Source organism: Gordonia zhenghanii, assembly GCF_021738965.1.
Lineage (GTDB): Bacteria > Actinomycetota > Actinomycetes > Mycobacteriales > Mycobacteriaceae > Gordonia > Gordonia zhenghanii.
Map to the genome: position 1 here is coordinate 369,642 of NZ_JAKKOQ010000005.1, position 12,167 is coordinate 381,808.

Sequence of the window (12,167 nt, forward strand, 5' to 3'; positions counted from 1 at the left end):
GTGCGAGATGCACGGAGGGGGCAGTGTTCGCAGGTCAGGCCGCGTGCTGCGACAGGTGCGTGGTCTCGCCGATCGTGACGGGCGTCTCTTCCATCGTCCGCATGAAACGCAACTGCTGGTCGCGTCCACGGGCAGATGCGCGGAGTCGGCCACCTGGCAGGAGTGCCGCGATCGACCGCGCGAGGTTCACCGGAACCCGCAGGATCGGATACCAGGGGAGGGTGCGCGTCGGCAGACCGAGCGTCCTCATCGCAGAGCGTCCGAGGAAGAAGGCACTGATGGACAGGTGCTGCGACTTCGCGATGCGACGGCGAGCCTGCTCGAAGAACGGATAGTTCCACGACATCGGATCCTCGGCCATCGGGCGAGCCAGCTGAGCAGACGTCTCGTCGGGCGTGGACAGCGCGGCCGAGGTGTGGTGGAGGATTCTGATTCCGTCCCGGAAGTCGGCGGGCAAGAACTCGTCAGCGACGCCCATCAGCCAGCCGACGTACCGAGTCAGGTGGGCGACCGCCCGATATTCGGACGGAGTGTTGATCAACCCCATACCCAGGCCGCCGACCATCGGTGCGATCAGCGAGCCGACGATCGTCGCAGCCATGTCGGTCTGGTTGATCGGCAGACCCCATTGCGTCGAGTCCCAGTCGTCCATGGCGGCGACGTGACGGCGAACGAGCGAGTGGATGAAGCGCACACGCAGCGTCGAGCGGTAGCCGACGCCGTGCTTGCGTAGGCCGCCGTCGGCGATCACGTCCAGCGCCCACTGCGAGGTCTCGGCGAAGCGAGTGTTCGACCCCTTCTCGAGCGCCCCCGTGCGCAGCAGGGTCTGATTGAAACCAGAGAAGGCGTATCCGCCGACGAGCGCGACGTCGCGGGCGATGTACAGCCCGTCGCATCCACCGCCGTTCATGGTCTGCGCCGCGACCTCGAGCCTGTCGGCGTCGACCCAGTCGGGAGTGTCCTCGATGACTTCGAAGAACGAGCGCAGGAAGTCCGGCGCATCGGGAACCGAGTCGATGCCGTGCTCGAGAGCCTGCTCGAACATTGGCCGCAGTGCACCGACGCCTGCGCCCTCGATCATCTTCTCGACGACGTCGTCCATCAGCGGGTCGCCTTCGGTGAGCGCCTCGCCGAGGCGTGCGAACTCCACTTCGGTGACGGGACGGATACGCAGCACTCGTGCGAACGCGTCGACCCCGATCGGGACGCGCGACGGAGCGGCGGGATGCCTGCGGGGGATGACGGCACTCATCGGGCTGACCTCTGTTCCGGGGAGTCGATCTAATAAACTGGTAACACCTGTCACCAAAACTAGACAGCGTCGGAATCCCTGTCAATCACCCTGGTCAGGGCAGCAGTCCGTGTCGACGTGCGGCGACGACGGCCTCCCGCCGGTTCCGGACTTCGAGCTTGGTCATCACTGCTCGCAGGTACGACTTCACCGTCTCCGGCCGCAGGCCGAGACGGTCGGCGATCTCGGCATTGGCGCAGCCCAGCGCGACGTGACTGAGCACGTCGTACTCGCGCGGGGACAGTCGCGGGCCGCATTCGCGGGATTCTGTGCCGATAGTGCGCAGCAGGGTCTCTACGTCGCGTAACCGCCCTGCGATCTGCGGGTCGGTGGTCGAACGTGCGATGTCGGCGAGTTCCACGTAGCTGGAGATGATCGCTTCGGAGACTCCGGTCGGCACCGAACCAGGTTGCGCTGCAGCAGATTCGGCGATGACAGACACTCGTCGGTCCACCTCGTCGCGGATCTGGATCTCGCCGGCGAGCCTGGCCGCGGACGTCACTATCCGGTTGACGGCGAGGTCGCCGATCTGCTCCACCCGTCGCAGACCGCCGTAGATCACCGCACGGGTACGGCCGCGCACCACAGCGGGGACGGCCAGCAGCGACTCGATTCCCTCACCCGCCACCTCCCGGTCGTATTCGTGGGTGATCTCAGACGAGTTCGCGTAATCAGTGACCACTCCGACTCGCCCCTCGGCGATCGCGCGACCGCCCAGTCCACGAGCAGAGTCGATCACGAGATTCTGCAGAATCCGACTGCGGGTGCCGACGAAGCCGGTGAGCAGTGCGCTCGCACCGTCGCCGACGATGCCGCCGAACATGACGGGCAGACCCGCGCCACGACCACCGGCGCGCAACGCCGCGGCCAACGCGTCGGCATCGCTGGGGCGCTTGAGGTCCCCCAGGGGACTTTCCCCACGGTCTGTGCGTTCCATACGTCCCTCTTCGCGATCGTGCCCGGCAACCTTACCCACTTTCGGGGGTAGAGATCGCATGCTCGGTCGACCTACCGTCGAGAACCGACAGCCGTCTCATGACCGTCTCCTGGAGGAAGCCGTGATCGCACCCGTCCCGAACCGCAGTGAACTGAGCCCGCTCCGCTTCCTAGAACGAGCCGGCGACGTCTTCGGCGACAAAGACGCGATCGTCTACGGCGACCGGCGGTGGACGTACTCCAACTTCGCGCAGGAGGCTCAGGCGATGGCCCATGTCCTGCGTGATCACATCGACGACGGTGACCGCGTCGCATTCCTCACGCCTAATCTTCCGGAGACCCTCGTCGCGAACTTCGGCGTGCCGCTGGCGGGCGGCGTCCTCGTCGCGTTGAACTCGCGGCTCGCGGGACCTGAACTCGTCTACATCCTCGACCACGCCGGGGTCACCACTCTGTTCTTCGACGCCGAGTTCCGCGAGGTCGTCGCCGCGATCGCCGGGCAGGTTTCCGGGCTGACGACGCTCGTCGAGATCGTCGACACTGAGTTCGGGCCGACTCCATCGGACGCCGCCGTCGCAGGCGCCGTCGCGTACACCGATTACCTCGCACGTGCCGAGTCGCTCGACCCGACGCCGATTCCGTGGACGGTGGACGACGAGAACCGCGTCATCAGCATCAACTACACCTCCGGAACCACGGGTAAGCCGAAGGGGGTCATGTACACCCACCGCGGGGCCTACCTGAACTCATTCGGCGAGACCTTCCACAACCGGTTCACCCCCGCGACCCGCTACCTGTGGACCCTGCCGATGTTCCACTGCAACGGTTGGTGCACGCCGTGGGCCGTGACCCAGGCGTCCGGCACCCACGCCTGCCTCCGCGCAGTACGCGCCGACGCGGTCTGGGACGCGATCGACGATCTCGGCGTCTCCCACATGTGCGGCGCACCGACCGTCTGCACCACCATCGTGAGCTCTGATCGCGCCCACGTCCTTGATCGACCGCTCAACATCACCACCGCGGGTGCGCCGCCCTCGCCGACCGTCATCGGGCAGCTCGAAGCGATCGGTGTGACGGTGGTCCACGTCTACGGACTGACCGAGGTGTACGGGCCGTACACGATCTGCGAGTACCAGTCGTCATGGGACGATCTGCCCGCCGATGAACGCGCGGCGAAGCTGTCCCGTCAAGGCGTCGGAATGGTCCAGGCGGAAGCGGCCAGAGTCGTCGACGATCAGATGAACGACGTCGCCGCGGACGGTGCGACGATGGGCGAGATCGTGTTGCGCGGAAACAACGTGATGGCCGGCTACTTTCGAGACCCGGCGGCGACCGAGGAGGCGTTCGCAGGCGGCTGGTTCCACACCGGCGACCTCGGCGTCATGCATGCCGACGGCTACGTGCAGCTCAAGGACCGGGCTAAGGACATCGTGATCTCGGGTGGTGAGAACATCTCAACCGTCGAGGTCGAGCAGGCGCTCGTCAGCCACGACGCGGTCCTCGACGTCGCGGTAATCGGCGTGGTCGACGAGAAGTGGGGCGAACGACCGCGTGCGTACGTGGAACGCAGGTCGGGCGAGTCCCTGTCCGCCGACGACCTGATCGCGCACGCCCGCAAACTACTCGCCGGCTATAAGGTTCCGCGAGACATCGTTTTCGTCGATGATCTGCCGCGGACACCGACCGGAAAGGTCCTCAAATTCGAACTGCGTGAACAGGCCAGGGGAGAGTCCTGAGATTCTCCGAACGCCCGAGAATGCCGCGGGAATCGGCCTAGGCGAGCGCAATTGGTTCTACCGGATCAAATGGTGGGCTAATGTAATCCTCGAGTAGAGGAGAACTCCACTGAATGACATCTGGGATTTCATAAGCGAACGCAGATCACAGCTGGCGGTTGATTCATATCTGCACGTCAGTGCAGTCCTTCAATGTCTCCTACTCGCCACTGTGATCGGCGTCGGCGTCGGAATTATCGTCTATCGCAGCCCGGCGGGATCGGCTTTGGCCACCGCTTTGTCGAGCACGATCCTGACGGTTCCGTCATTCGCACTTCTCGGTCTGCTCATTCCGATTCTCGGGCTCGGGGTACCGCCGACGGTCATCGCATTGACGCTCTATTCGCTTCTGCCGATCGTTCGCAACACCATCGTCGGGCTCGGAGCCGTCGACCCGTCGATCACCGATGCGGCCCGCGGAATCGGAATGAACCGACTCGGCGTGCTGACCCGGGTGGAACTACGTCTGGCCTGGCCGTCGATTCTGACCGGTATGCGGGTCAGCACCCAGATGGCGATGGGAATCCTCGCGATCGCCGCCTACGCGAAGGGGCCGGGTCTGGGCAACTTGATCTTCTCGGGCCTCTCGCGCGTCGGCAGTCCGACTGCCGTTCCGCAAGCCCTCACCGGCACTGTTCTCATCGTTATCCTCGCCCTCATCCTGGACGGGATCTACGTTCTGATCGGCCGCCTCACCACATCGAAAGGCATCCGTTGAGCGAACAGAGCGCACCGTCGGACAACGGCATCTCCGGAGTGGAGATCGTGCTCGACCATGTGTCGAAGACTTATCCGGGACAGTCGGAGCCTGCCGTCGCAGACGTGTCGATGACGATCCCCGCCGGGGAGATCGTCGTCTTCGTCGGCCCGTCCGGCAGCGGCAAGACCACCACGATGCGGATGATCAACAGGCTCATCGAACCGACCTCGGGAACGATCACCATCGGCGGCCGCGACGCGTTGTCGTTGGACGCCAACAAGCTCCGCCGAAGCATCGGCTACGCGATTCAGCAGGGCGGCCTGTTCCCGCACATGACAGTCGCGCAGAACATCGCGGTGGTCCCGAAACTCCTCAAGTGGGACAAGAAGCGAATCGACGCCCGGGTCAGCGAACTCCTCGATCTGGTCAACCTCGATCAGACTCAGTTCGCCGACCGCTATCCGCGTCAATTGTCGGGCGGCCAGCAACAGCGAGTCGGAGTGGCGCGCGCCCTCGCCGCCGACCCGCCGGTCCTTCTCATGGACGAGCCGTTCGGCGCCGTCGATCCCATCACGCGCGGCCTGCTCCAAGACGAACTCATGCAGCTGCAGGCCGAACTGCGTAAAACGATCGTGTTCGTGACACACGACTTCAACGAGGCGGTGAAGCTGGGGGACCGGATCGCCGTCCTCGGCGAACAGTCCCGGATCCTGCAGTACGACTCTCCCGAGGCGATTCTCGCCAATCCCGCCAACGACACGGTCGCAGGCTTCGTCGGTCACGGCGCCGCACTGCAGCAGCTCAATCTGACGCGCGTTCGGGACGTCGACGTCGAGCAACGGCCGACGGCTCACGAGGGCGACTCGATCGCCGACTTCGCGAGCCGGATCACCGACTACGGAGTCATCCTGGACGGCAAGGACCGCCCGGTCCGGTGGGTCAACAGTTCCCACCTGGATCGCGCGACCTCGCTGGCCGACGCTGGACTTCCGCTCGGCGAAACCGTCACCACCGCGTCGACCCTCCAAGACGCTCTGGAGGCGATCCTCGCTGAGAGTTACGCGTCCGCCGTGGTCACCGGCTCACGTGGCCGCTACGTCGGCGTGATCACCATCGAGACTCTCGTCGAGACGATCAGGTCCCTCCGCGAGGTCCATCAGGACGATCCGGCGATCTCCGAACCCGCACCCGGGGACACCGAACGATGACTGCCTCGACTGCCTCGACCGAGGCCAGAGTCGGTCGAGCCGGAGTCATCCAACTGGTGGCCCAACCGGCCGTGGTCGTCGTGCTCGTCGTCGGGGTGCTCGTCTGGGCGTTCAGCCGGGATCTCACGGACACCCAGAAAGCCACGATCAACCCGTCGTACATCGGGCAGTTGGTCGTGGAGCATCTGATGCTGACCCTCGCGATCACAGCCATTGTGCTGCTCGTCGCCATCCCGGTTGCGATACTCGTGACGCGCAGCCGATTCCGTTGGCTCGCACCGATCTTCGTCGGGATCGCGAACATCGGTCAGGCCGCGCCCGCGATCGGCCTACTGGTCCTGTTCTTCCTCTGGACGGCCACGACAGGATTCTGGATCGGCGTCCTGCCCGTCGCGTTCTACTCATTGCTTCCGGTGCTGCGCAACAGCATCCTGGGCCTCAATGAGGTGGACGCAGCGACCAAGGACGCGGCGAAGGGCCAGGGGATGTCGGAGGGAAAGGTCCTGCGTCAGGTCGAACTCCCGTTGGCCGTCCCGTTCATTCTCGCCGGACTGCGAACCTCCCTCGTCCTCGCCGTCGGCACTGCGACCCTGTGCTTCCTGGTGGACGCGGGCGGACTCGGGATCCTCATCGACACCGGCTACAAGCTGCGCGACAACGTCACCCTGATCACCGGTGCGATCCTCGCCGTCTGCCTCGCTCTAGTAGTCGACTGGTGCGGAGCCTTGGCCGAGCGCTATCTGGGACCGAAGGGATTGCGGTGAACAACAGAATCGGGGCGACCCGAACCGCTCGCACACGCGGGCTCCGTGCACTGGTCGCCGGAGTGCTCGCGGTGGCGATGCTCGGATCGGCCGTCGCCTGCGGTCTGCAGTCAGGCGGCGCCGTGCCGCTCAAGGTCCACCCGGGCTCGATCACCGAGCAGCCGGAACTAAAAGGCGCCAAGATCACCGTCGGATCCAAGGACTTCACCGAGCAGGTGATCCTCGGCTACATCCTCGAGTTCGCGTTGTCGGCCGCAGGCGCCGACGTCCGCGACCTCACGAACATCCAGGGGTCGAACTCGGCGCGTGACGCCATGCTCGCCGGACAGGTCGACATCTCGATCGAATACACCGGTACCGGCTGGATCAACTATCTCGGGAACGAGAAGCCGATCCCCGACGCGCAGCACCAGTTCGAAGCGGTGCGCGACGAAGACCTCGAACGCAACGACGTGGTCTGGATGAACGTGGCGCCGATGGACAACACGTACGCCCTCGCCGTGAACCAGAGCAATCAGCGCGCGACGGGCGTCCACACGCTTTCGCAGTACGCCGACCTGGTGAAGAGCGATCCAGGGGCCGCGACCACCTGTCTGGAGACCGAGTTCCGCAGCAGGCAGGACGGATTCCCCGGCATGGCGCGCGCCTACGGCTTCTCACCGGCGGACGTCCGCACTCAGATCCTGCAGACCGGCATCATTTATCAGGCCACGGCAAACGGAAACTGCGCCTTCGGCGAGGTCTTCACCACCGACGGCCGGATCAAGGCCCTGAACCTCGCCTTGCTCGACGACGACAAGAGTTTCTTCCCGCACTACAACGCGGCCGTGTCACTGCGGAAGGAGACGGCGGACGCTTACCCCGTCATCCGTCAGGTCACCAAGCCCGTGATGGACGCCCTCACGTCAGAGGAGATCACCGAGTTGAACCGGAAGGTCGACGTCGACGGAGTCGAGCCTGCCGACGTCGCCCGCGATTGGATGGTGGACAAAGGCTTCGTCACGAAGTGACAACCTGTGTTCCCGGTCGCTACACCACGGGTACTGTGATCCATACCACTCACCTGCATGTAGAGTCGCGATTAATTCAGGATTGGAGTCCATGTGGATCTGCTGAAGTGGAGCAAACGCCCCGCTGCCGGTGTCGAGGCGAAGAGCCCGACCGCTAATATCGTCCGCGGCCTGCTCGCTCGAGCGACCACACCGCTGTTGCCGGACGACTATCTACATCTGGTCAACCCCCTGTGGTCGGCGCGCGAACTGCGGGGCGAGATCCTCGAGGTGAAGCGCGAGACCGAGGATTCGGCCACCGTCACCATCCGCACCGGATGGGGTTTTCCGTCGACGTACCACGCGGGCCAGTACGTGGGCATCGGGTTACAGGTCGACGGCCGCTGGCATTGGCGGTCGTACTCGCTGACGTCGATCGGCGACACCGTCGATGACGTCATCACCATCACCGTCAAAGCCAATCCTGACGGCTTCCTCTCCACACACCTGGTCGACGGCGTGGCGCCGGGCACCATCATCCGGCTCGCCGCGCCCAAGGGCGAGTTCCACCTGCCGGAGCCACTGCCCGACAAGATCCTGTTCGTGACGGCGGGCAGCGGGATCACGCCCGTCATGGCGATGCTGCGCTCGATCCGATCGCAGTCCGCGGCCGTCGACATCGTCCACATCCACTCGGCGCCGAGTAAGGAAGACGTGATCTTTCTCGACGAACTAGAGGGCCTCAACGCCGGGATGGAGTCGTACGATCTCCGACTCCAACTGACGCGCGAGCAAGGCAAGTTCGACACGGCGGAACTCGAGTCCCGCGTCCCCGACTGGCGGGACCGAATCTGCTGGGCGTGCGGCCCGGTCGCGCTCCTGGACTCGGTGGAGGAGCACTTCTCTGCCGCCGACATGCGCGATCACCTGCACATCGAGCGCTTCGCCATCGCCCGCACCGACGTTGGCGGCGAGGGCGGCACCGTCACCTTCGCCAAGTCCGGGAAGACAGCGGAGATCGACAGTGCGACAACCATTCTCGAGGCCGGTGAGGAACTCGGCGTGCAGATGCCGTTCGGATGCCGGATGGGGATCTGCCAGACCTGCGTGGTTCCGCTCGCCGGCGGCTACGTACGCGACCTCCGGAGCGGCGAAGAACACCGTGAAGGCGAGCGAATCCAGACCTGCGTGAGCAGTGTCTCCGGCGAATGCACTATCGACCTGTAAGGAGGCGAAATATATGGCTATCACCGACATCGATCGGTATGCGCACCTGACCGAAGCCGACGTAGAGGCACTCGGCGCCGAGTTCGACCAGATCCGTCGCGACATCGAGGAGGTACGCGGCGAGGAGGACGCCCGGTATCTCCATCGCGCCATCTCCCTGCAACGCGGACTGGCGGCCACGGGCCGCGTCGCGCTGATGTTCAGCAACCGGAAGCCCGCGTGGGCGCTCGGCGTGGCGGCGCTGTCGGCAGCCAAGATCATCGAGAACATGGAACTCGGCCACAACGTCATGCACGGCCAGTGGGACTGGATGAACGATCCGGAGATCCATTCGTCGTCGTGGGAGTGGGACAGCACCTGCCCGAGCGTGCAGTGGAAGCACTCCCACAACTTCGTCCATCACAAGTACACGAACATCGTCGGACTCGACGACGATGTCGGGTACGGAATCCTGCGCGTCACCAGGGACCAGCCCTGGGAGTGGTGGAACCTCGGCAACACCTTCTACAACCTGATGCTCGGCACGTTCTTCGAGTTCGGCGTCGCGTTGCACCATGTGGAGACCGAGAAGCTGAGGAAGAAGGAGAAGACGCTCAGTCAGGCGTTCAAGGATCTCCGGATCATCGCGCGCAAGGTCGGTAAGCAGACGGCCAAGGACTACGTGGTCTATCCCGCGTTGTCCGGTCTCAACTGGAAGACGACGATCACCGCGAACTTCACCGCCAACATCATCCGAAACTATTGGACGTACATGGTGATCTTCTGCGGTCACTTCCCGGACGGAGCGGAGAAGTTCACGCTCGAGGAGTACGAGACCGAAGACCAGGCACGCTGGTATCTGCGGCAGATGCTGGGATCGGCGAACATCAATGCAGGCCCGGTGATGCGGTTCGCGACCGGCAATCTGAGCCATCAGATCGAGCATCACATGTACCCCGACCTCCCGAGCTACCGGTACGAGGAGATCGGCGTGCGAGTCCGTGAACTGTGCGAGAAGTACGACCTCCCGTATACGAGCGGATCGATCCTGGTTCAGTACTTCCAGTCGTTCCGGACGATCGCGAAGTTGGCGTTGCCGGACGCGTTCCTCAAAGCGACGTCAGACGATGCTCCGGAGACCGCATCGGAGCTGCGTTTCGCCGTCCGCGAGGGCGTGCAGCAGCAGTTCGGCGTCGACCCGGTGACGGGTAAGCGCCGGGGCCTTCGGACCGCGTTACGTGAGCTGAAGGAGAAGCCGGTCCAGGTCGCAGGCTGAGCCAGCCTCGCACGGACTCTCTAGACCACTCGATAACGAGTCTGAGAGTCCGTGCGAGCCTGCCATCCGGCGCGTTCCAGTGCGGGGACGTCGTCGTCGGCCTCGGGGTACCCGATGCACAGGTACGCCACGAGCGACCAGTCGTCGGGGACACCCAGTGCGTCGGCCACATCGTCGGGATCGACGATGGACACCCAGCCGACGCCGACTCCGCGGGCACGCGCGGCCAGCCACAGCGTGGAGACAGCGGTGGCGACGGAGTATTCGAGGGTCTGCGGCATCGTGCGCCGTCCGAGGCCGTGTCCCTGATCGCCTGCGGCCGCGCAGAACACCGCCAGATGCACGGGTGCGTCGCGTAGACCCGACAGTTTGAGGCCTGCGTACGCCCTCGCGCGATCGCCCCGATAGCCGTCGAGCGCTTCGGCGTTGCACCGCTCGAACGATGCGGTGACGCTCGCGCGCGGCTCCGCGGAACGAACTTCGACCCAGCGCCACGGCTGGCTGTTGCCGACCGACGGTGAGAGCTCCGCCGACGCCAGGACCTCGTCGAGCAGTCCGGGAGCGAGGGGATCGGTGCGGAACCGTCGCACGTCTCGCCGCCACCGCAGGAGTTCGTCGAGGTCGTCGACGAACCTCCGGTCGAACGTTCCGTCGGACGGGCTTGCGATTCGGTCGACCATGGACTGTGAAACTACTCGACGCCCGGCGTCAGTGAATCGCCGGACCCGGATGCACCTTCCACCCGCCTGCCGACAGGCTGCCGACCGCCTCGAAGGTCCGCTCGTACCCGGTCTTGCTGATCCGCCAACCGTCGTCGGTCCAGCGGTACTCGTCGTCGTAGAACGCCGCTCCGATGATCATCGTGTCGTACTCCGGGACCAGGACTCGATCTTGCAGATACCAACTGCCCGCAGCGGTCTCACCGTCCACCTCGATGATCGGATGGTCCACGCGGTGTTCGGTGACGATCGATCCGCCCATCGCCTGACGGAGATACGCGAGTACCGCGTCCCGATCGGTGAACGACAGGTCGCGGCCGCCCATCTTGGTTCCGTACGCGGTGTGGACGTCCTCGGTCAGGGTCGTGGCCAGCCCGTCCCAGTCCTTGGTGTCGACCGCGCGCAGGTACCGGTATTTGAGCTGTTCGATCTCACGGACGGTCTCGAGAAGGGACATCGTCGGTCCTCACAGGTCGGGGATGGGGAGGGCGATGTTGGGAGCTTCGAGTCCGCCGTCGACCTCGATGATCTTTCCGGTCACGTATCCGGCTGCCGGGCTCGCGAGATACACCGCGGTGGCCGCGATCTCGTCAGGACTGCCGATCCGCCGCATCGGCGTATTGGTCTCGATCTCGGTGCGCATCTCGTCGTTGTCGGCGACGTAACTCAGCGCCGAGGTCAGTATCGAGCCGGGAGCGATCCCGTTGACTCGGATCTTCGGCGCGAGGTCCTCGGCGGCCAGCCGCGTGTAGTGGGCGAGTGCCGCCTTCGCGGTCCCGTACGCGAGGAACGCGCGGCCGGCGAGCCTGCCCATCGACGAGGTGACGTTGATGATCGACCCGCCGCCGTTCGCGAGCATCACCGGGACTGTCGCGAGCGAAAGTGCGTGCGCAGTACCGACATTGAACGAGAACGCCCGCTCGAGGTCCTTCACTCGCGTGTCCAGGAAGGGCTTGGGCATGGCACCGCCGACGTTGTTGACGACGATGTCGACGCGTCCGAACGCCTCTACTGCCGCGTCCACGAGTCTGCCGGGTTCGTCGGCAGCGAGGTCGAGCGGCACTGACACGGCGCGTCGCCCGCACGCCTGGATCTGCTGGGCGACCTCAGCGAGCTCGCTCTCGGTCCGCGCCGAGATCACGACGTCCGCACCGGCCTGCGCGAGACCGACGGCGATCGCCGCGCCGAGACCACGGCCCGCGCCCGTCACAATGGCAGTCTTTCCGTCTAATTTGAACGCGTCGAGCACGTGCCGCTCCCTTGTGATTCGAATATTCGATTTCTATGATGTGAGTATCCGGCA

At 64.9% G+C, this 12,167-nt stretch carries 12 protein-coding genes; 7 read left to right on the top strand and 5 right to left on the bottom strand.

Annotation, left to right across the window (positions count from 1 at the left end; translation table 11 throughout):
* Positions 1-34 precede the first annotated feature (34 nt).
* Both L5G32_RS06445 and L5G32_RS06450 read right to left on the bottom strand, forming a co-directional pair.
* Positions 35-1,252: an oxygenase MpaB family protein gene (locus tag L5G32_RS06445; RefSeq protein ID WP_237010184.1), complete on the bottom strand. Its 1,218-nt coding sequence runs from the start codon at positions 1,250-1,252 to the stop codon at positions 35-37.
* 94 nt (positions 1,253-1,346) lie between these two features.
* Positions 1,347-2,228: a helix-turn-helix transcriptional regulator gene (locus tag L5G32_RS06450; protein ID WP_237010185.1), complete on the bottom strand. Its 882-nt coding sequence runs from the start codon at positions 2,226-2,228 to the stop codon at positions 1,347-1,349.
* A gap of 121 nt (positions 2,229-2,349) precedes the next feature.
* Between L5G32_RS06450 and L5G32_RS06455 the strand changes: the two genes are divergently transcribed.
* The 7 genes from L5G32_RS06455 (at position 2,350) to L5G32_RS06485 (ending at position 10,145) form a co-directional block, all read left to right on the top strand.
* Positions 2,350-3,963: an AMP-binding protein gene (locus L5G32_RS06455; RefSeq protein ID WP_237010186.1), complete on the top strand. Its 1,614-nt coding sequence runs from the start codon at positions 2,350-2,352 to the stop codon at positions 3,961-3,963.
* Between the two features lie 109 nt (positions 3,964-4,072).
* A complete protein-coding gene (locus L5G32_RS06460; RefSeq protein WP_237010257.1) occupies positions 4,073-4,720 on the top strand; it encodes an ABC transporter permease in 648 nt (215 codons plus the stop codon).
* Positions 4,717-5,910, top strand: a complete 1,194-nt coding sequence (locus tag L5G32_RS06465) for an ATP-binding cassette domain-containing protein (RefSeq protein ID WP_237010187.1) — start codon at positions 4,717-4,719, stop codon at positions 5,908-5,910. Before L5G32_RS06460 ends, L5G32_RS06465 begins: the two co-directional genes overlap by 4 nt.
* Positions 5,907-6,674 carry an ABC transporter permease gene (locus tag L5G32_RS06470; protein ID WP_237010188.1) on the top strand — a complete coding sequence of 256 codons (768 nt, stop codon included), beginning with the start codon at positions 5,907-5,909 and terminating at the stop codon, positions 6,672-6,674. The genes L5G32_RS06465 and L5G32_RS06470 overlap by 4 nt, the downstream gene beginning before the upstream one ends.
* A gap of 77 nt (positions 6,675-6,751) precedes the next feature.
* On the top strand, positions 6,752-7,684 hold the full coding sequence (locus L5G32_RS06475; RefSeq protein ID WP_237010258.1) for a glycine betaine ABC transporter substrate-binding protein: 933 nt from the start codon (positions 6,752-6,754) through the stop codon (positions 7,682-7,684).
* A 93-nt stretch (positions 7,685-7,777) separates the two neighbouring features.
* Entirely contained in the window at positions 7,778-8,890 is a 1,113-nt protein-coding gene (locus L5G32_RS06480; RefSeq protein ID WP_237010189.1) for a ferredoxin reductase, read from the top strand.
* Between the two features lie 13 nt (positions 8,891-8,903).
* On the top strand, positions 8,904-10,145 hold the full coding sequence (locus tag L5G32_RS06485; protein ID WP_237010190.1) for a fatty acid desaturase family protein: 1,242 nt from the start codon (positions 8,904-8,906) through the stop codon (positions 10,143-10,145).
* A gap of 20 nt (positions 10,146-10,165) precedes the next feature.
* Here L5G32_RS06485 and bluB read toward each other — a convergent pair whose 3' ends face one another.
* Genes bluB through L5G32_RS06500 form a run of 3 tightly spaced genes read right to left on the bottom strand, consistent with a single transcriptional unit; the run spans position 10,166 to position 12,113 of the window.
* Complete coding sequence (bluB, locus tag L5G32_RS06490; RefSeq protein WP_237010191.1) at positions 10,166-10,825, bottom strand: 5,6-dimethylbenzimidazole synthase; 660 nt, start codon at positions 10,823-10,825, stop codon at positions 10,166-10,168.
* Positions 10,826-10,853: 28 nt separating this feature from the next.
* On the bottom strand, positions 10,854-11,321 hold the full coding sequence (locus L5G32_RS06495) for a nuclear transport factor 2 family protein (protein ID WP_237010192.1): 468 nt from the start codon (positions 11,319-11,321) through the stop codon (positions 10,854-10,856).
* A gap of 9 nt (positions 11,322-11,330) precedes the next feature.
* The gene (locus tag L5G32_RS06500) at positions 11,331-12,113 is read right to left on the bottom strand and encodes an SDR family oxidoreductase (protein WP_237010193.1); all 783 of its coding nucleotides are present in this window, start codon (positions 12,111-12,113) and stop codon (positions 11,331-11,333) included.
* Positions 12,114-12,167: the final 54 nt, after the last annotated feature.

Bases quoted from the DNA above. Each gene is read 5' to 3' on its own strand.
- L5G32_RS06485 (WP_237010190.1), top strand. From the start codon at position 8,904: ATGGCTATCACCGACATCGATCGGTATGCGCACCTGACCGAAGCCGAC.
- L5G32_RS06445 (WP_237010184.1), bottom strand. From the start codon at position 1,252: ATGAGTGCCGTCATCCCCCGCAGGCATCCCGCCGCTCCGTCGCGCGTC.
- L5G32_RS06470 (WP_237010188.1), top strand. From the start codon at position 5,907: ATGACTGCCTCGACTGCCTCGACCGAGGCCAGAGTCGGTCGAGCCGGA.
- L5G32_RS06495 (WP_237010192.1), bottom strand. From the start codon at position 11,321: ATGTCCCTTCTCGAGACCGTCCGTGAGATCGAACAGCTCAAATACCGG.
- L5G32_RS06475 (WP_237010258.1), top strand. From the start codon at position 6,752: ATGCTCGGATCGGCCGTCGCCTGCGGTCTGCAGTCAGGCGGCGCCGTG.
- bluB (WP_237010191.1), bottom strand. From the start codon at position 10,825: ATGGTCGACCGAATCGCAAGCCCGTCCGACGGAACGTTCGACCGGAGG.
- L5G32_RS06450 (WP_237010185.1), bottom strand. From the start codon at position 2,228: ATGGAACGCACAGACCGTGGGGAAAGTCCCCTGGGGGACCTCAAGCGC.